Origin of the sequence: Mesorhizobium sp. BH1-1-4, from assembly GCF_020165665.1 — a bacterium.
Lineage (GTDB): Bacteria > Pseudomonadota > Alphaproteobacteria > Rhizobiales > Rhizobiaceae > Mesorhizobium.
Window position 1 is genome coordinate 81,477 of sequence record NZ_JAIUIN010000016.1, and the last position, 18,123, is coordinate 99,599.

The 18,123-nt window shown below is 63.6% G+C and carries 16 protein-coding genes; 7 read left to right on the forward strand and 9 right to left on the reverse strand.

The genetic code is table 11. The annotated features are described in order from the left end of the window. The first annotated feature begins 59 nt into the window (after positions 1-59). From LB569_RS23025 to LB569_RS23040, 4 genes are all read left to right on the forward strand, one after another. Complete coding sequence (locus tag LB569_RS23025) at positions 60-2,129, forward strand: prolyl oligopeptidase family serine peptidase (protein WP_224694216.1); 2,070 nt, start codon at positions 60-62, stop codon at positions 2,127-2,129. Between the two features lie 243 nt (positions 2,130-2,372). Next, positions 2,373-3,752 (forward strand): aspartate aminotransferase family protein, encoded by a 1,380-nt coding sequence (locus LB569_RS23030; RefSeq protein ID WP_224694217.1) that lies wholly within the window; start codon positions 2,373-2,375, stop codon positions 3,750-3,752. Positions 3,753-3,885: 133 nt separating this feature from the next. Further along, a complete protein-coding gene (locus tag LB569_RS23035) occupies positions 3,886-4,251 on the forward strand; it encodes a hypothetical protein (RefSeq protein WP_140701691.1) in 366 nt (121 codons plus the stop codon). 81 nt (positions 4,252-4,332) lie between these two features. Continuing rightward, entirely contained in the window at positions 4,333-4,977 is a 645-nt protein-coding gene (locus LB569_RS23040) for a cytochrome c oxidase assembly factor Coa1 family protein (protein WP_224535278.1), read from the forward strand. A gap of 283 nt (positions 4,978-5,260) precedes the next feature. On the opposite strand, the gene mmsB is transcribed toward LB569_RS23040, so the two are convergent. Continuing rightward, positions 5,261-6,145 (reverse strand): 3-hydroxyisobutyrate dehydrogenase, encoded by an 885-nt coding sequence (mmsB, locus tag LB569_RS23045; RefSeq protein WP_224694218.1) that lies wholly within the window; start codon positions 6,143-6,145, stop codon positions 5,261-5,263. 27 nt (positions 6,146-6,172) lie between these two features. Then, the gene (locus tag LB569_RS23050; protein WP_224694219.1) at positions 6,173-7,339 is read right to left on the reverse strand and encodes an isobutyryl-CoA dehydrogenase; all 1,167 of its coding nucleotides are present in this window, start codon (positions 7,337-7,339) and stop codon (positions 6,173-6,175) included. Between the two features lie 144 nt (positions 7,340-7,483). Between LB569_RS23050 and LB569_RS23055 the strand changes: the two genes are divergently transcribed. Both LB569_RS23055 and LB569_RS23060 read left to right on the forward strand, forming a co-directional pair. Beyond that, entirely contained in the window at positions 7,484-8,098 is a 615-nt protein-coding gene (locus LB569_RS23055; protein ID WP_224694220.1) for a dimethylsulfonioproprionate lyase family protein, read from the forward strand. Next, the gene (locus LB569_RS23060) at positions 8,098-9,573 is read left to right on the forward strand and encodes a cobyric acid synthase (protein WP_224694221.1); all 1,476 of its coding nucleotides are present in this window, start codon (positions 8,098-8,100) and stop codon (positions 9,571-9,573) included. The genes LB569_RS23055 and LB569_RS23060 overlap by 1 nt, the downstream gene beginning before the upstream one ends. A 458-nt stretch (positions 9,574-10,031) precedes the next feature. On the opposite strand, the gene LB569_RS23065 is transcribed toward LB569_RS23060, so the two are convergent. Together LB569_RS23065 and LB569_RS23070 are read right to left on the reverse strand one after the other, a co-directional pair. Next, positions 10,032-10,202 carry a hypothetical protein gene (locus LB569_RS23065; protein ID WP_080511798.1) on the reverse strand — a complete coding sequence of 57 codons (171 nt, stop codon included), beginning with the start codon at positions 10,200-10,202 and terminating at the stop codon, positions 10,032-10,034. 51 nt (positions 10,203-10,253) lie between these two features. After that, the gene (locus LB569_RS23070; RefSeq protein ID WP_224694222.1) at positions 10,254-11,039 is read right to left on the reverse strand and encodes a TSUP family transporter; all 786 of its coding nucleotides are present in this window, start codon (positions 11,037-11,039) and stop codon (positions 10,254-10,256) included. Between the two features lie 116 nt (positions 11,040-11,155). Here LB569_RS23070 and LB569_RS23075 point away from each other — a divergent pair, with 116 nt between their 5' ends. Continuing rightward, positions 11,156-11,587 (forward strand): TerB family tellurite resistance protein, encoded by a 432-nt coding sequence (locus tag LB569_RS23075; RefSeq protein WP_224694223.1) that lies wholly within the window; start codon positions 11,156-11,158, stop codon positions 11,585-11,587. Positions 11,588-11,600: 13 nt separating this feature from the next. On the opposite strand, the gene LB569_RS23080 is transcribed toward LB569_RS23075, so the two are convergent. From LB569_RS23080 to LB569_RS23100, 5 genes are all read right to left on the reverse strand, one after another. After that, a complete protein-coding gene (locus LB569_RS23080; protein WP_224694224.1) occupies positions 11,601-13,223 on the reverse strand; it encodes an ABC transporter ATP-binding protein in 1,623 nt (540 codons plus the stop codon). Continuing rightward, the gene (locus tag LB569_RS23085; RefSeq protein WP_224694225.1) at positions 13,220-14,089 is read right to left on the reverse strand and encodes an ABC transporter permease; all 870 of its coding nucleotides are present in this window, start codon (positions 14,087-14,089) and stop codon (positions 13,220-13,222) included. The genes LB569_RS23080 and LB569_RS23085 overlap by 4 nt, the downstream gene beginning before the upstream one ends. Then, positions 14,086-15,033, reverse strand: a complete 948-nt coding sequence (locus tag LB569_RS23090; protein ID WP_224694226.1) for an ABC transporter permease — start codon at positions 15,031-15,033, stop codon at positions 14,086-14,088. Before LB569_RS23090 ends, LB569_RS23085 begins: the two co-directional genes overlap by 4 nt. Positions 15,034-15,067: 34 nt before the next feature. Continuing rightward, complete coding sequence (locus LB569_RS23095) at positions 15,068-16,546, reverse strand: ABC transporter substrate-binding protein (protein WP_224694227.1); 1,479 nt, start codon at positions 16,544-16,546, stop codon at positions 15,068-15,070. 161 nt (positions 16,547-16,707) lie between these two features. Beyond that, the gene (locus LB569_RS23100; protein WP_224694228.1) at positions 16,708-17,988 is read right to left on the reverse strand and encodes an acetylornithine deacetylase/succinyl-diaminopimelate desuccinylase family protein; all 1,281 of its coding nucleotides are present in this window, start codon (positions 17,986-17,988) and stop codon (positions 16,708-16,710) included. Positions 17,989-18,123 lie beyond the last annotated feature (135 nt).

Genomic DNA, 18,123 nt, shown 5'->3' on the forward strand with positions numbered 1-18,123 from the left:
GAATCTCAGCGCCGCCAACGCGATGTAGGCACAGCCGCCCCAATCCTCCGGAGCCCTGCATGACCCCTTCGACGACCAAAGCCCAGCCCTCTGAAAAGGCCGGTGATCCTTTCCTGTGGCTGGAAGACAGGACAAGCAAGGAATCGCTCGACTGGGTGCATCGCCAAAACGAGGTCACGGTGGAGCAATTGCAGGGCGATCCGTCCTATCAGACGTCGTTCCAGACAGCACTCGATCTGATGACGGCCGAGGACAATATCGCGGTCGGCGCGGCAATCGCGGGGCATGTCTACAATTTCTGGCAGGACAAGACCAACGCGCTCGGCCTGTGGCGGCGCACGACGGTCGCTTCCTACAAGACCGACAAGCCCGACTGGGAAACGATCATCGACTTCGACCAACTGGCGGCGAAGGAGGGCATTAAGTGGGTGTTCGGCGGCGCTGTCAGGCTCTACCCCGATTTCAACCGCTGCCTGGTCTCGATGTCGCCCGATGGCGGTGATGCCAGCGCGATGCGCGAGTTCGACATCGCGGCCAAGTCCTTCGTCGAACGCGGTTTTCAGGCGCCCGCCTCGAAATCGGGCTTCGGCTGGCTGGATGAGGACACGGTCATCGTCTCGGCCGCGTTCGAGGAGGCCGATAAGACAGAGTCCGGATATCCGCGCGTGGTCAAGCTGTGGAAGCGTGGCACCAGGCTGGAAGAGGCAACGCCGATCTTCGAGGGAAAGACCGAGGATCTCGCGGTTGGCGCCGGCGTCGAGTTCGACGGCGAGAAGCGCCATCTGTTTCTGGCGCGGACACTCAACTTCTTCGCATCGCACAGTTTCCTGCGCCTCCCTTCGGGCGAGAACCGCCGCATCCCACTGCCCGACGACGTCACCGACACCGCGCTCTTCAGGGACCAGCTGGTGTTCGGTGTGCGCACCCCATGGACCGCGCCCGATGGCACCGCGTGCCAGCCGGATGGACTTTACTCGCTCGATTTCGCGCATTGGATCGAAACTGGGAGTTTTGGAGCCATCGAAACTTTGCTCGCGCCGGCACATCGCGTGTCGATCGCGGGGCTCGCCAGAACGCAGGACCGCCTGTTCATCAACCTGATGGACAATGTGCGCGGCAAGGTTCTCTTCTGCGAGCGCAAGGATGGCGCCTGGTCGCTGCAGCCTGTGGCGTTGCCCGAAAACGGCACTGTCGGCATCAGCCATGCCGAGCATTTCGGCTCGAGCGTGTCCTTTTCCTTCACCGATTTCCTCACCCCAAGCTCGATCATCTGGTCGGATGACGATGGTCAGACGCTTGCCACGGTGAAGTCGCAGCCGGCCCGCTTCGATGCCTCGCCGCTGATCTCGGAACAGTTCGAGGCGCGCTCGAAGGACGGCACGATGATCCCTTACTTCGTCGTCAGGCGGCGGGACCAGAACGGGCCGGTACCGACGCTGCTCTACGGCTACGGCGGCTTCGAAGTGCCGCTGTTGCCCGGCTATGCCGGCGTGCGCGGCAAGCTGTGGCTGGAGAAAGGCAATGCCTATGTGCAGGCCTGTATTCGCGGCGGCGGTGAATTCGGGCCTGGCTGGCACCAGGCGGCGCTGAAAGGCAAGCGCCAGAACGGCTTCGACGACTTTGCCGCGGTGGCCGAGGATGTCGTCAGGCGCGGTATTGCGACGGCTCAATCGCTCGGCATCCAGGGCGGCTCCAATGGCGGCCTGCTGACCGGCGCTTCCCTGACACAGCATCCCGAGCTTTTCGGCGCCGTCATCATTGAGGTGCCGCTGCTCGACATGCTGCGCTACGCCGAATTGCCGCCGGGCGCTTCGTGGATGGCCGAATATGGCGATCCGTCAAAGCCGGAAGACGCCAAATGGCTTTCGGCCTATTCGCCCTATCAACATGTCAAGGCGGATGCCGCCTATCCGCCGGTGCTCTTGACCACCTCGACCGCCGACGACCGGGTCCACCCCGGCCATGCGCGCAAGATGGCGGCCCGCCTGCAGGAGGCTGGCCATGCAAAGACGCTGTTCTTCGAGGAGACTGAAGGCGGCCATGGTGGGCGCGGCGACCGCCGGCCACAGGCGGCGCAAACGGCGATGAAGTATGTGTTTCTGCAGCGCGCTCTGAGTGGCGAAGCCTGACCTCAATTCATGAGGTCACTTGAGCAAAGGGTGGTTCACCTCGACCGCCCTTTGCTCTAAGGTACCTTCATGGCTCTCGCTAGACTATCAGCTCGTGCGTTTCGGGTCGCGGTGACACCGTCATCGCGCACGCTGCGCGCCGAGCTTTTGCGGCTATGCGCCCGCATCGGTTATTCGCCACCTGCCGTCCTCTGACGAATTCGCCCCGGCACCGCCGGAATGATTTCAGAGGAAAGATCAGACATGACCTATCAGAATTATTCGCTGAAGCAGCTTCAGCAGATCGACGCCGCGCATCACCTTCATCCGTTCACCGACCATAAGGAACTGCGCGAGGCCGGTTCGCGTGTCATAACCCATGCCAAGGGCCCGTTCATCTACGATTCCGAAGGGACGGAACTGCTGGACGGCATGGCCGGCCTGTGGTGCGTCAATATCGGCTACGGCCGTGACGAACTGGCCGAGGCCGCCTATGCCCAGATGAAGGAACTGCCTTACTACAATTCCTTCTTCAAATGCTCGACGCCGACGCCGGTGCTGTTGTCGAGGAAGCTGGCCGAGATCGCGCCGAAAAACGTCAACCAGGTGTTTTACGGCTCGTCCGGTTCGGAGGCCAACGACACCGCCTTGCGGCTCGTGCGCCACTACTGGGTGCTGGAAGGCAAGCCGGAGAAGAACCGCGTCATCTCGCGCAAGATGGCCTATCACGGCTCGACCATCGCCGGCACCTCGCTCGGCGGCATGGATGCCATGCACAAGCAGCTCAACGGCGCGGTGCCCAACATCGTCCATGTGATGATGCCCTATGCCTATGAGCTGGCGCTGCCGGGCGAAAGTGACCATGATTTCGGCCTGCGCGCGGCAAAGTCCGTCGAGGATGCCATCATCGAGGCTGGCGCCGACAAGGTCGCGGCGTTCATCGGCGAGCCGGTGATGGGCGCGGGCGGCGTCAAGATACCGCCGGCAAGCTACTGGCCCGAAGTGCAGCGCATCTGCCGCAAATACGATGTGCTGTTGATGCTGGACGAGGTCATCACCGGCTATGGCCGCACTGGCGAGTGGTTCGCGGCCCAGACCTTCGGTATCGAGGCGGACACCATCACCACCGCCAAGGCGCTTACCTCGGGTTACCAGCCGCTGTCGGCGCTGCTGGTTGGCGATCGCATTGCCGCGACGCTGGTCGAGAAGGGCGGCGAGTTCAACCATGGCTACACCTATTCGGGGCACCCCGTGGCTTGCGCCGTGGCGTTGAAGAACCTGGAAATCATGGAGAGGGAAGGCCTGGTCGACCGCGTCAGGAACGATACTGGACCTTACTTCGCCAAGGCCTTGCAGGAGCGTATCGCCGGGCATGATCTGGTCGGCGAGGTGCGCTCGATCGGGCTGATGGGCGCGATCGAGATCGTCAAGGACAAGGCGACGAAGGAGCGCTTCCTGCCGTCGGGAAGTGCCGCGGTTGTCGTGCGCGACCACGCCATCGCCAACGGGATGATGCTGCGCGCCACCGGTGACACGATGATCCTGTCGCCGCCGCTGATCTGGACCCGCGACACGATCGACATGGCTTGCGAGCGCATCGGCAAGGCGCTCGACCTGGCGCAGGCCGACCTGCGCAAGCGATAGGAGCAATCCTCGATTGGGCGTTTCTACCAAGAAACGCCCAATCGAGGAAATATGCGTAATGAGCGGGAACGAATTTCGCCTTCGGCGCGTAGTGTAAGGGCGGCCGATCCGGCCGCGACAGGGAATTGCCCACATGAGAAAGACCGGCAAAAGCCGACGCGTGCAAGAGGCGGCCAGCCTTGGCGCGGACCTGATGCTGGCGCCGCTGGTGGTGATGATGCGCCTGCCGCTGATGGCCATGGAGGCGCGAAGCGGCGAGCCTTGGAGTGCGGAGACGGCAATGGCGGTCCGCGAGAAGACCGTCGCCATGGCCGAGGGCGCGCTTGCGGCGCAAATGTCTTTCCTGCAATCGGCATCACGTTTCTGGCCTGAGGTTCTCTCGGGTCGAACGCCGTCGCTGTTCAACGGCGTCGCGGCCGAACGGTCGATCAGCGCCGCGCTGAAGCCGGCTGGCCGCGCGGTGAGGGCAAATTTTCGCCGCCTTTCCACAAAGGGTTGAAGAAGAAGCCTCGGAACTTTTTGCGCATCGTCGAAGTCTTGCGCTAGAACCAATCGGCATTACACGCCGATGGGGAACAACATGGCCGGACAACCGCTCAACCAGCCGGCTGAAATTCCAGCCGAACTCGATCGCTGGAACTGGGGCGCCTTCTTCCTCAACTGGATCTGGGGTATCGGCAACAGCACCTTCATCGCGCTGCTGGCGCTGATCCCCGTCGTCAACCTCATCATGATCTTCGTGCTCGGCGCGCGTGGCAGCCGCTGGGCGTGGCGGAACCGGGCCTGGCGCGACGCCGAGCAGTTCCGCAAGACGCAGCGCAACTGGGCGATTGCCGGCCTTGCCGTCTGGGTGGTTAGTATCGGCGGCTGCGCGACGGTGGTCGGCAGCATCCCCTTCGTGCTCAAAGGCAGCGACGCCTACCATATGACGATGGACGCAGTGCGCGCCGATAGCCGCGTGAAGGCCGCCATCGGCGATGATGTGACCGATAATTTCTGGGTCGGCGGCAGTCTCAACGTCAATGCGAACGGCGCGGGCGATGCCCAGTTCAGCATTCCCGTGCACGGCGCCAAGGGCAAGGGCACCGTTTATTCCCATCTGGTGCGTACTGCCGGCGCCTGGAGCACGCGCCTGCTGGTGCTCCGCGTCGACGGCGTTGATGCGCCGATCGTGCTGACCAATGAAGATCACGTGCCGATCCCGGGTGCGGCGATCGGGATCTAAACGGATCGTGGACAATAAAAGGGGCCGGAAATGCAAAAACCGCGCCCCATCGGGAACGCGGCTTTGCCAGATACGCATGGCGTTTCGCTACGAAAACACTTGCGAAACTTACGGGCTCCGGTACGCGAGACCTGATCCGGAGCGCCGGGCGGATGCGATATGTCCGCCTCGCAATCCGTTCTACAGCGACATCGTTACCGCGGAGTTATCGAGAGCTTAAGCAAATCTAAATTTGCGGGTCTTTCTCCGCAAAGACCCGGAAAACGTCTATCGAATCCCCTATTTAGGCCGGGTTGCCGCGCAGAAAATTAATTATGCCGGAGAAATCGGCGCCGCCATGGCCCTGGGCGTTGAACAGGGCGTAGAGCTGCGCCGCCTCGGCGCCGAGCGGCGTCACCGCGCCCGCGCCAAGGGCTGCTTCCTGGGACAATTTCAGGTCTTTCAGCATGAGAGCGGCGGCAAATCCCGGCTTGTAATCCCTGTTGGCGGGCGAAGTGGGCACCGGGCCCGGAACCGGGCAATAGGTGGTCAGCGACCAGCACTGGCCCGACGAGGTCGAGGCGACGTCGAACAGCGCCTGATGCGACAGGCCGAGTTTTTCCGCCAGCACGAAGGCCTCGGCGACGCCGATCATTGAAATCCCGAGGATCATGTTGTTGCAGATCTTGGCCGCCTGTCCGGCGCCGTCGCCGCCGCAATGGACGATGCGCCCGGCCATCGGCTTCAGGATCGGCTCGGCGGCGGCGAAGGCATCGCCGGAACCGCCGGCCATGAAGGTCAGCGTCCCGGCAGTGGCACCGCCGGTGCCACCGGAGACCGGCGCATCGACCGACAGCAGGCCGTGTTTGGCGGCGATGGCATGCGCCTTGCGAGCCGATTCCACGTCGATCGTCGAGGAATCGATGAAGAGGGCATTTTTCTTCGCCTTGGGGGCGATATCCTCATAGACCGACAGCACGTGCTTGCCTGCCGGCAGCATGGTGACAACGACATCGGCGTCCTTCACTGTCGCGGCGGCGTTGGTCATGACAGTGATGCCATGGTCCTTAGCGGTGGCGAGGTTCTCGGGCACGAGGTCGAAACCGCTCACCCCATGGCCAGCCTTGACCAAATTGGCGGCCATTGGATTACCCATGTTGCCAAGGCCGATGAAGGCGATTGTCGTCATTGTCTCTCTCCCGGAATTTGCTGGCTGTCAGCGGCCGATCAGCGCCCGCGCGATGATGACGCGCATGATCTCGTTGGTGCCTTCGAGGATCTGGTGAACGCGCAGGTCGCGCACCAGTTTCTCGATGCCGTAGTCGTGCAGATAGCCGTAGCCGCCGAGCAGTTGCAGCGCATTGTTGGCGACGTCGAAGCCGGTATCGGTGACGAAGCGCTTTGCCATGGCAGACCATTTGCCGGCGTCCGGCACCTTGCGGTCGAGCTTCGAGGCGGCGGCATAGAGGAAGATGCGCGCGGCCTGCAATTCGGTCTCCATGTCGGCCAGCCTGAACTGCAGCGCCTGGAACTGGTTGATCTTCGAGCCGAAGGCCTTGCGTTCGGCCGTGTAGGCCAGCGCCTTGTCGAGCGCCGATTGCGCGCCGCCCAGCGAACAGGCGGCGATGTTCAGCCTGCCGCCGTCGAGGCCGGCCATGGCAATGCCGAAACCGGCGCCTTCGCCCGACAAAAGGTTCTCCGCCGGCACCTTGCAATCCTCGAAGATGACCTGGCGGGTCGACTGCATGTGCCAACCCATCTTGTGCTCGTTGGCGCCGAAGGAGAGGCCGGGTGCGTCTTTCGGCACGATGAGGGTTGAGATGCCCTTCGGGCCGTCGGCGCCGGTGCGCACCATGACGGCGTAGACATCGCTGTCACCGGCCCCGGAGATGAACTGCTTGGTGCCGTTGAGGACATAGTCGCCGCCGCTTTTGACCCCGCGCGTCTTCAGCGCCGCCGCATCCGAACCGGAACCCGGCTCGGTCAGGCAATAGCTCGCCAGCCATTCCATCGAGGTGAGCTTCGGCAGGAAGCGCTGGCGCTGCTCGTCATTGCCGAAGCGGTCTATCATCGAGGCCACCATGTTGTGGATCGAGATGAAGGACGAAAAGGCCGGATCGGCGTGCGACAGCGCCTCGAAGATCAGCACGGCGTCGAGCCGGCCGAGCGCGGAGCCGCCCACATCGTCCCTGATATAGATGCCGCCGAGGCCGAGCGGGCCGGTTTCACGGATCACGTCGGTGGGGAAATGTTTCCCGCGGTCCCAATCGAGTGCATTGGGCGCAACGCGATCGGCGGCAAAGGCCTGCGCCATCTCCTGGATGGCGCGCTGTTCCTCGTTGAGTTCGAACTGGCTGGTGCTCGCATCGACCGCGGCGTCCATGGCGTGCTCCCTGTAGGCTGGCCAGCTAGCCCGCTGGCCTGTCGTTTTTGGCTTTGCGCGCGCACCAATCTAGACCAATGATGCCGCCGCGCAACCCGACCTATCGCGGAGCGGCTGTGCACCAATGCATGCCCGGAGCAAGATGTGACGACAAAATTCGATGAGCTGCTTCGAGGGTTCCACGCCTATCTCGCTTCCGTCGATGACGCCCTGGTGGGCGACGCCGTGGTGCGTATCGGCTGGGACATGCCGGCACGCGCGCTGGAGCCGCATCCGCTCGCCTGTCTGCGCCATCTCGACCGCGCCGCCGAGCTGGCACCGCCAGATGCCAAGCCGCTGGTGCGATTGCTGGCCGAGCAGTGCTGCAAATTGCATTGGGGGCAGACCTATAGCGAGGGTGATTTCGGGAAGGCCTTCATCGACAATTACGGTTGGCTGGAAATGTTCGGCACGCGCGGGCACTTCGTCAATGAAGAGGTTGCCGCCGGGCTGCTGATTCTCGGACCCGGGATCGTCTACCCCGACCATCATCACGTCGCCGAGGAGATTTATATCCCGCTGACTGGCGGCACCGAGTGGCGCATGGGCGAGGGCGGTTTTCGCAAGCGGGAGGCCGGCGTGGTCGTTCACCATGCCTCCAACGTCAACCACGCCATGCGCACGGGCAAGGAGCCACTGCTGGCGCTCTACATCTGGCGCGGCGGGCCATTGGCGCAGAAATCCACGATCACCGGAACCGCGACGCAGGGCAGGAACTGATGGCCAGGGCAATCATGCTGCAAGGCACGGGTTCGGATGTCGGCAAGACGGTGCTGGTCGCGGGCCTTTGCCGCGCCGCGAAAAAGCGTGGCCTGAAGGTGCGGCCCTTCAAGCCGCAGAACATGTCGAACAACGCGGCCGTCGCCGACATTCCGGGCGACAACCACCATGGCGGCGGCGAGATCGGCCGTGCGCAATGGCTGCAGGCGATCGCTTGCGGGGTGCCGCCATCGGTTCACATGAACCCGGTGCTGCTCAAGCCGCAGACCGATGTCGGCGCGCAGGTCATCGTCCAGGGCAAGGTGTTCGGCGAGGCCCGGGCACGCGACTACCAGGCGTTGAAGGGCCGCTTGATGGACGCCGTGCTGGAGTCCTGGGGCAAGGTCGGCGAGGGCGCCGACCTCGTCATAGTCGAGGGCGCCGGCTCTCCGGCGGAAATCAATCTCAGAAGCCGCGATATCGCCAATATGGGCTTCGCCACGCGCGCCGATGTGCCGGTGGTGCTCGTCGGCGACATCGACCGTGGCGGCGTCATCGCCTCCATTGCCGGCACGCATCTGATCCTGCCGGAAGAGGACCGGCGCATGATCGTCGGCTATCTCGTCAACAAATTCCGGGGAGACGTCTCGCTGTTCGATGACGGCATCAAGGCGATCGACAAATTCACCGGATGGCGCTGTTTCGGCGTCGTGCCGTGGCTGAAGGCTGCGGCACGGCTGCCGTCGGAAGATTCGGTGGTGCTGGAGCGGCTGGCGTCCGGCGGGGCGCGCGCGCTGAAAGTGGCTGTGCCGATGCTTGGCCGCATCGCCAATTTCGACGATCTCGACCCGCTCAAGGCCGAACCGCAGGTCGAGGTGGTGTTCGTGCCGCCCGGCAAGCCGCTACCGGCCGATGCCGGGCTGGTGGTCATTCCCGGCTCCAAGTCGACGATCGGCGATCTCCTGAAATTCCGTGAGAATGGCTGGGACCGCGATTTGGCGGTACACCGCAAGCGCGGCGGCCATGTCGTCGGCATTTGCGGCGGCTACCAAATGCTCGGCCGCGTGGTGCGCGACCCCGACGGCATCGAAGGCAGCGTCACCGAGGCCGAGGGGCTCGGCCTGCTCGATGTCGAGACGGTGATGGAACCGGAAAAGACGGTACGCAATGTCAGTGCACGCTCGGTGCCGTTCGACCTGCCTCTCGAGGGCTACGAGATCCATCTCGGTCGCACGACGGGTCCGGACACCGTGCGGCCGTCGGCGATCATCAATGGCGCCGAGGATGGTGCGATCTCGGCCGATGGCAAGGTGATCGGCACTTACATGCACGGCCTGTTCGGCGCCGACGGCTTTCGCGGCAAATTCCTCGAAAGCCTGGGTGTCAGGGGCGGTGGCATAGATTATCGCGCCGAGGTCGAGCGGGCGCTGGACGAGGCCGCCGCCGAGTTGGAAACCCATCTCGACTGCGACGCGATTTTCGGACTGGCTAGGTAATTCGCGGCGCAGGTCATTGGCCAGGAACATCCATCGCTTCGTCATCCCAGGGCGGAGCAAGGAGCGTAGCGACGCAGCGCGGACCCTAGGATCCATGCCGCGATTTCAACGCTCCGCACCGATGCAGAATTTTGCTCCACTGCACTCTTCGACCAAGATCACGGAATGGATCCCAGGGTCTCCGCGACGGAGCTTCGCTCCTGCTTCGCCCTGGGATGACGAAGTTGGGGAGGCTTCGGCCAGTTCCGAATGCCGCAGCCAGCAGATATTCGCCCGTCGAAACCAGCTCAGGCATTCACACCTTCCACGGCCAGTAGGTGTCAAACGACCAGACATTGCCTTCAGGGTCGCGGCGGATGAATTCGCGGCTAATCGCGATCGGTCATAGCCTGGGCAGAACCAAAAAACGCCCGGCTTTGGCCGGGCGCTCTCGGTCCCCACTTGTCGGGGGAACCTTGTCAGGCGCCGCGCATCAGGCAGCCTGCTGCAAGCACGATATAGGCGATGAGCACGATCCACACCGATGCGAGCGGGATGAACGCGAGAACGCCAAGGGCGGCGAGAATGCCGATGATGGCGATAACGAGAGAAATGATGAAAACAATCTGGGTAGGCGCGCTGAGATTCATGTCTGGTCCCTCCAACATGATTCGAACAATGTCATTGTAACAGGCGCGTGATCACACACCAATCATCACACGCAGCGGGTTGGCTGGATCGGCAAGCAGCTTCACCGCCAGGGCCACGCAGACGATGACCAGCAGAGGCTTGATCAACCTCGCGCCGATGCGCATGGCAAGGCTGGCGCCGAGGCGGGCGCCGAGAAACTGGGCAACGCCCATCACCAGGCCGATCTTCCACGAGATGACGCCGACGGCGGCAAAGACGATGAAGCCGCCGATGTTGGAGGCGAAGTTGAGCAGCTTGGTATGCGCCGTCGCCTTGAGCACGCCGTAGCCGGCAAGGGCGACGAAGGCGAGCATATAGAAGGAACCGGCACCCGGACCGAACAGGCCGTCATAGAAGCCGATTGCCGGCACCAGGGTCAGCCCAAACAGGAAGGGCGACAGGCGCTCGGCGCGGTCGACATCGTTCATGTTGGGCTTGAGCGCGAAATAGAGCGCAATGGCGATCAGCACCAGCGGCAGGGCCGCGCGCAAGAGGTCGCCAGGCACGATCGTGGCCAGCAAGGCGCCGATGGCGCTTCCGGCAAGCGCCAGCAGCGCCGATGGCAATTGCCGGCGCAGGTCGACATGGCCCTTCGAGGCATAGTGGATCGTCGCCGAGCCGGAGCCGAACATGCCTTGCAGCTTGTTGGTTCCAAGCGCTTCGACGGGCGAGAAACCGGCCAACAGCAGTGCGGGAATGGTGATCAGTCCGCCACCGCCGGCAATCGAATCGACAAAGCCCGCCGCAAAGCCGGCGAAGGCGAGCATGGCGATGGTTTGGGTGGTGAGGTCGATCATCTGGCGCCGGGAGACATTTAGCTGGCTGGATATCCGGCGTTCGACCACGGGGGCCCTGTTTGCGCAAGGCCGATTCCGCGCTAACTCTATGCATGAGGAATCGGAAAGGGCCGCCCATGGCGTTCGCATTGCTGGACCAGATACGCTCCATCTTCGACGGCGACCCGGGCGTGCGCAAGGTGGCGGACGATCCCGTCCTGTCGGCGGAACTGCTGATGCTGTTCCGCATGATCCTGGCCGACGGCACCGTGAGCGAGAGCGAGATGATTGCCTTCCGGCGCATCTGCAAGGATGCCTTCGACATTCCGGAGACCAGCATCGACGCCGTCATCGAATATCTCAACGAGTTCGGCTACGAGACCAACGGCTCGCAGGCGATCGCGCTGTTTCGCGACCTCGACGTCGAGCGGCGCAGGCAACTGGCGCAGCACATGGCGGAGATCGCCAAGGCGGATTCGCAACTGGCCGAGAGCGAGGTGCGCCTGCTGCGCCGCACGCTCGATTTGCTCGACATCAGCCCGGTCGACGTGGTGAAGCCGCAAGACTAAGGGGAACGGCCGCTCACCCCTGTTCCTGCATCCGTCGCGCGATCGCTCGATGCAAATCCGGGGCAGCGGCAACAAGCGCTTGCGCGGCTTCGGATTGCGGGCGGTCCAGCACCTCGTTCGTCTTGCCGCGCTCGACGATCTTGCCGTCATGCATGACCAGCACCTCGTCCGTAATAGCGCGTGCGACGGTCAGGTCGTGGGTGATGAAGAGATAGGCGATGCCGAGCTTCTGGTTGAGCCCGGCGAACAGGTCGAGGATTTGGGCACGGATCGAGACGTCGAGGGCCGAGACCGGCTCGTCGGCGACCACCAGTTTGGGGCGGGTGATGATGGCGCGGGCGATCGACAGGCGCTGGCGCTGGCCGCCCGAGAATTCGTGCGGGTATTTGTCCATGTCGCGCTGGCCGAGGCCGACCTCGTGCAGCGCATGCGCCACCATCTCGCGGCGCTCGGCGCGCGTCGGCTTTTTCTCCAGCACATGCAGCGGCTCGGCGACCAGTTTTTCGACCTTCTGGCGCGGGTCGAAGGAGCCGTAGGGATCCTGGAAGACAACCTGCATGTCGCGCCTGGCAGGCTTCAACTCGGCTTCGCTCTTGCCGGTGATGGCTTCGCCGCGAAAGCGGATGGCGCCTGAACTCGGCCGGTCCAGCGCCAGGATCATGCGGGCAAGGGTGGACTTGCCGCAGCCGGATCGGCCGACCAAAGCCACCGACTCGCCGGGCGCGATCGACAGCGAGACGTCGTCGACGGCACGGATGTCAGGCGCGCGCCTGAACAGCGAGGTGCGGCGGCCGCGATAGTCACGGGTGATGCCTTCGACTTGAAGCAAGGGTTGGTCCGTGCCGACGGGATGGGGCCTGGCGCGCGCCGGGACGTGCATCGAGGCCTGCGCCAGTTGGCGCGTATAGGGGTGGAGCTGTTCGGACAGCGTGCGCGCCGTGTCGCCGGCCTCCATCACCTCGCCATGCCGCAGGATGGTGGTGCGATCGGCCATCTCGGTGACGACGGCAAGGTCGTGCGAGATCAGCAGCAGGCCCATGCGGCTCTCCGCGACGAGGTCGCGCAGAAGGTCGAGAATCTGCGCCTGCAGTACTACGTCGAGCGCCGTCGTCGGCTCGTCGGCGATCAAGAGCTTGGGTTTCAGCGCGCAGGCGATGGCGATGACGACGCGCTGGCGCTGGCCGCCGGACAGTTCGTGCGGATAGCGCGACAGCGGGAATTTCGCTTCGGGCAGCCCGACGCGGTCGAGCATTTTTCGCGCCCGATCCTCAGCTTCCGCACGTGTAGCCTTCGTGTGCCAGCGTATGCCTTCGGCGACCTGTTCGCCGATCGTCTTGACCGGATTGAGCGCCGTCATCGGTTCCTGGAACACCATGCCGATGTCGTCGCCGCGCAAGGCGCACATCTGGTCCTCGGTTGCCGTCAGGATATCGATGCCGTCGAATGTGACGCGCCCGGTGGCGCGGGCAGCGTGTGGCAGGAGCCGCATCACCGTGAGCGCGGTCATCGACTTGCCGGAGCCGGATTCGCCGACTAGTCCCATGACCTCGCCGGGCGCGACGGAGAGTTCAATGCTCTTCAGGATTTGCGTGTCGCCGATGGTCAGCGACAGATTGTCGATTTCAAGCAGGCTCATCGCTGCCGCCGCGATTTCGGGTCGAGAATGTCGGCGATGCCGTCGCCCAGGAGGTTCAGGGCAAGCACGGTGATGACGATAGCCATACCCGGGAAAATCGCCATCCACGGCGCCACCACCATGCGCGTCTGCGCGTCGAACAGCATGCGGCCCCAGCTCGGCATCGGCGGCTGCGCGCCGAGGCCGAGATAGGAAAGCCCGGCCTCGGCCAGGATGCCCAGCGCGAACTGGATCGTGCCTTGCACAAGGAGCAGCGTGGCGATGTTGGGCAGCACATGTTCGATCGATATCTGCGTACTGCTCTTGCCGGCGGCGCGCGCGGCCAGGATGAATTCGCGCGGCCAGATCGCAAGCGCGCCGGCGCGGGCGACGCGGGCAAAGACCGGGATGTTGAAGATGCCGATGGCGATAATGGCGTTGACTGCGCCAGGCCCGAAGATGGCGGTGATCATGATGGCCGACAGCAGCGCGGGGAAAGCGAAGACGAGATCATTGACGCGCATCAGTGCCTCGTCGACGAGGCCGCCGCGCGCCGCGGCGAAGGCGCCGAGCGGCACGCCGACGCCCATGCCGATGCCGACCGCGACCAGCGCCACGGCGATCGAGTTGCGGGCGCCGACCATGACCATCGACAGGATATCGCGGCCGAAATGGTCAGTGCCGAACCAGTGCGCCAGAGAGGGGCCTTGCGTCTTGTCGGCTATAACAAGCCTGGTCACATCGTAAGGTGTCCAGACGTAGGACAGGATCGCCATCGCCAGGATCAGCAATGTGATGACGAAGCCGGTCACGAAAGCCGTGTTCCTGAATGCCTTGGCCAGGATGCCTGCCAACGTCTCATCGGGGATGTCGACATGCAGCGTCATGACCGGCTTCTCAAGCGGGGATCGACGACCGCATAGGAGAGGTCGACGAGGAGGTTGACGGCGATGACGGCCGCGACCAGCAGCATGACGACGCTTTCAACGACGATCAGGTCGCGCTGGGTGATCGCCTGGAACACCAGCCGGCCGAGACCGGGCAGATAGAAGACATTCTCGATGATGATGGTACCGGCAAGCAGGAACGCGAATTGCAGGCCCAGGATAGTCAGCACCGGGATCATGGCGTTGCGCAGCGCGTGCCGCCACAGCACGGCCCGATAGGGCAGGCCCTTGGCGCGGGCGGTGCGGATATAGTCCTCGTTCAGCACCTCGATCAGAGCCGAACGGGTGACACGCGCCAGGATAGCGGCTTGCGGCAAGGCAAGCGCAACCGCCGGCAACAGCAGCGATTTCAGCGCCGCCCAGGCGCCGGCGCCCCAGCCGGGAAAACCACCGGCCGGGACCAGACGCAGCCAGACGGCGAAGACATAGATCAGCATCAGCGCGAACCAGAAATTGGGTACGGCGACGCCGAGTTGCGCCACGCCCATCGCCACCGTGTCGCCGGCCCGTCCGCGACGGCTGGCGGAATAAAGCCCGACCGGAATGGCGATGATCGTGGAAAGAGCAAGCGCGATCAGCGCCAGCGGCAGCGAGACGGCAAGCCGTTCACGCACGAGATCGATGACTGGTACCGAATAGGTATAGGAGCGGCCGAAATCGAGGCTGAGCAGGCCGCCGGCCCAGTGCAGATAGCGCAGCACGAGCGGCGCGTTGAGGCCCATCTGGGTGCGCAAGAGCTCGACCTGGTCGGCGCTGGCATTCATGCCCAGCATCAGCCGCGCCGGATCGCCGGGAAGGATTTCCAGCACGGCGAACACCACCATCGAGGCAAGCACCAGCGTCGCGAAGGCGATGGCAACGCGCTTGAGGAGGTAGGCGGTCATGGGAGGCGAGGAAGCCGCGCGCGCACCACGAGCCTCACTCGCTCCACTTCACCTTGGTCAGGTCATTGGCCTGGATCGGCGCGTTTTCCCACAGTCCCTGCAATTTGGCGTCCCAGACGCCGACCTTGGGCAATTCGTAGAGGAAGCCGACCACCGCGTCGTCGGCAAGGATCTTCTGTGCCTCGCCCAGCAATTCCTTCCGCTTGGCCTCGTCGGAGGTGAGGTTGAGGTCGGCGATCACCTTGTCGAAGGTCGGATTGTCGTAGTTGAAGTAGTAGTCCTTGCGCGAATAGATATCGATATCGTTCGGCTCGGTGTGCGAGACGATGGTCAGGTCGTAGTCTTTCTTGGTGAACACCTGGTCCAGCCACTGTGCCCACTCGACCGGGATGATCTCGAGGTTGATGCCGACGTCGCGGAGTTCCGAGGCGATGATCTCGCCGCCGAGCCTGGCATAGCCTGGCGGGGGCAGTTTCAGCGTCGCCTTGAAGCCGTTCTCCAGTCCGGCCTCCTTCAGCAGTTCCTTGGCCTTGTCGACATTGTGCGGATAGAGGCCGGTGAGGTCGACATAGTCCTTGTTGGCCGGCGACATGTGTGAGCCGATCGGCAGGCCAAGCCCGGCCGAGGCGCCGTCGATGATCGCCTTGCGGTCGAGCGCGTAGGAGATCGCCTGCCTGACCTGCAGCTTGTCGAAAGGCGGCTTCTTGTTGTTGATCGACAGGATGGTTTCGCCTTCGGTCGAACCGATCACCACCTTGAAACGCGGATCGTCCTTGACCTGCGCCAGACTGTCGGGGTCGAAGAAGGGGAAGGCCTGGATGTCGCCGGACAAAAGGGCCGGCACATTGGCCGCGGCATCCGGCACGATGCGGAACTCGACCTTGTCGAGGAACGCTGGAGCACCCCAGTAATGGTCTGATTTCACCAGCGTGATCGACGATCCCTTGGCCCAGTTCTGGAACTTGAACGGACCGGTGCCAACCGGGTTTTCCTTGTTGGTGTCGGCTGACTTTGGCGACACCATCACCGCGTCGCCCCAGCCCATATTGTAGAGGAAGGACCCTTGCGGGTTCTTCAGCGTGACCTTGACCGTTGCCGGATCGATGACGTCCACCTTGTCGATGGCCGCGAACAGGCCCTTCTGCGCATTGACCGAATTGTCGGCGCGGGCGCGGTCGAGCGAGAATTTCACGTCGTCGGCGCTGAAATTGGCGCCGTCGTGGAATTTGACGCCGGTGTGCAGCTTGAAGGTATAGACCTTGCCGTCATCGGAAATGGTCCAGCTCTCGGCCAGATCCGGCAACACTTCGCCATTGGGGCCAATCCGGGTCAGGCCCTCGAAGACATTGGCGTAGAGCACCTCCTTGATCGCCGCCGCGGCACCCGCGGTCGGATCGAGATGCGGCGGTTCGAGCGGAATGCCGATGACCAGGTCGGTCCGGGCCGCGAAGGCGGAGGTTCCAGCGGCCAGTGCAAGAACCGCGGCGGCCAGAATGGTTTTCCACAATCTCATCGTGCAACTCCCCATGCGTTCAGGACATGTGCTCAAACCGGGCGATAGAAGCGTGATTTCGCGCGGGAGTAAATTGCGTTTCGTGCTGCCAGGCAGGATGGCCGGGAATGTTTTTGCCGTGCCGGTCCTGTCGGCAGGTCCAAGCTTGTCGCGATGCAAGGTTATCCCGTGGCCGTGCCACGCAGCAGCACGTTGAGCCCGATCGCCATCACCTTGGCCGATTCCACCATGTCGGATATGCCGACCCACTCGTCCGGCCGGTGGGCGAGGTCGAGAATGCCCGGGCCATAGGCGATGCAGTCGTAGATGTGGCCGATGCGGGCTATGTGCTTCTGGTCGTAGGTGCCGGGCGAGATGACATAGTCGGGCTCGCGGTCGAAGATCGCATGAATGCCTTGCGCCACGGCCTTGACCACCGGCGCGTCGCGCTCGGTCATCAGCGGCAGTACTTCCATCAGATCGCGGATCTCGTAGTCGAATTTTTTGCGCTCCCGCTTCAGCCGGTCGAGAATGCCCGTCACTTCACTTTTGACTGTGGCGAGCTCCTCCTCGAGCAGGAAGCGGCGGTCGATGGTCAGCCGGCAGGAATCGGGCACGTTGGGCGAGGGCAGGCCGGGGCGGAAATCCTCGGTCTGCCCGCCATGGATGGAATTGATGTTCATGGTCGAGCGCCTGGCGCCCTCCGGCACCACCGGCATGCGCGTCATCTTGCGGTCGAGTGCGGGGAACAGGTCGTCCTCGAAGGCCCTGAGGACGGCGCCCATGTGGCGTACGGCATTGTCGCCGAGAAACGGCATCGAGCCGTGCGCGATCTCACCCTTGGTCTCGATCTCCGCCCACCAGACGCCGCGATGGCCAAGGCAGATGCGGTCTTTGTTGAGAGGCTCGGGGATGATGACGTGATCGACCCTGGGTTTCGAGAAATAGCCAAGCCCGGCCAGATGGGCGACGCCGCCGAAGCCGCCGGATTCCTCGTCCACGGTGCCCGAGATCTCGATGGCGCCGGGAAAGTCGGGGAAGACTTCCAAGAAGGCCTCGACAGCGATGATGGAGGCGGCCAGGCCGCCCTTCATGTCGCAGGCGCCGCGGCCATAGACCTTGCCGTCCCTGACAACGCCGGCAAAGGGATCCACGCTCCAGCCTTCGCCGGCCTCGACCACGTCGATATGCGAGTTGAAGTGGACGCAGGCGCCGGGGGAGCGGCCGTCGAAACGGGCAACGACATTGACGCGCGGATAGCGGTCAGTGTCGCCAAGCGTGCCTTCGGCGCGGATGAACTCGGTTTCGAAACCGCGTTTCCTTAGCCGCGCCCCAATGTACTCGGCGCATGGCCGGTAGGCTTCGCCGGGTGGGTTGATGGTGGGAAAACGGATGAGGTCGGCGGTCAGCGCGACGACATCGTCTCGCCTGGCGTCGATTGCGTGAAGGAGTCGTTCGGTCATCGGGAGAGTTGAGCAACGATCAGCGCTTTATTGCAAGCCCGCTGGCAACCAAGGGCGTGCGACGTGTCGTTGCGGCAACTATCGCGGGAAATCGTTCAAATTCGCTGCTTTGAATTGGCGAATTGATCAAGGTGT

Excerpts from the sequence above, each read along its gene's own strand:
- LB569_RS23070 (WP_224694222.1), bottom strand. The coding sequence starts at position 11,039 with ATGATCGACCTCACCACCCAAACCATCGCCATGCTCGCCTTCGCCGGC.
- LB569_RS23035 (WP_140701691.1), top strand. The coding sequence starts at position 3,886 with ATGAGAAAGACCGGCAAAAGCCGACGCGTGCAAGAGGCGGCCAGCCTT.
- LB569_RS23030 (WP_224694217.1), top strand. The coding sequence starts at position 2,373 with ATGACCTATCAGAATTATTCGCTGAAGCAGCTTCAGCAGATCGACGCC.
- LB569_RS23075 (WP_224694223.1), top strand. The coding sequence starts at position 11,156 with ATGGCGTTCGCATTGCTGGACCAGATACGCTCCATCTTCGACGGCGAC.
- LB569_RS23095 (WP_224694227.1), bottom strand. The coding sequence starts at position 16,546 with ATGAGATTGTGGAAAACCATTCTGGCCGCCGCGGTTCTTGCACTGGCC.
- mmsB (WP_224694218.1), bottom strand. The coding sequence starts at position 6,145 with ATGACGACAATCGCCTTCATCGGCCTTGGCAACATGGGTAATCCAATG.
- LB569_RS23085 (WP_224694225.1), bottom strand. The coding sequence starts at position 14,089 with ATGACGCTGCATGTCGACATCCCCGATGAGACGTTGGCAGGCATCCTG.
- LB569_RS23065 (WP_080511798.1), bottom strand. The coding sequence starts at position 10,202 with ATGAATCTCAGCGCGCCTACCCAGATTGTTTTCATCATTTCTCTCGTT.
- LB569_RS23060 (WP_224694221.1), top strand. The coding sequence starts at position 8,098 with ATGGCCAGGGCAATCATGCTGCAAGGCACGGGTTCGGATGTCGGCAAG.
- LB569_RS23080 (WP_224694224.1), bottom strand. The coding sequence starts at position 13,223 with ATGAGCCTGCTTGAAATCGACAATCTGTCGCTGACCATCGGCGACACG.
- LB569_RS23025 (WP_224694216.1), top strand. The coding sequence starts at position 60 with ATGACCCCTTCGACGACCAAAGCCCAGCCCTCTGAAAAGGCCGGTGAT.
- LB569_RS23040 (WP_224535278.1), top strand. The coding sequence starts at position 4,333 with ATGGCCGGACAACCGCTCAACCAGCCGGCTGAAATTCCAGCCGAACTC.
- LB569_RS23100 (WP_224694228.1), bottom strand. The coding sequence starts at position 17,988 with ATGACCGAACGACTCCTTCACGCAATCGACGCCAGGCGAGACGATGTC.
- LB569_RS23050 (WP_224694219.1), bottom strand. The coding sequence starts at position 7,339 with ATGGACGCCGCGGTCGATGCGAGCACCAGCCAGTTCGAACTCAACGAG.
- LB569_RS23090 (WP_224694226.1), bottom strand. The coding sequence starts at position 15,033 with ATGACCGCCTACCTCCTCAAGCGCGTTGCCATCGCCTTCGCGACGCTG.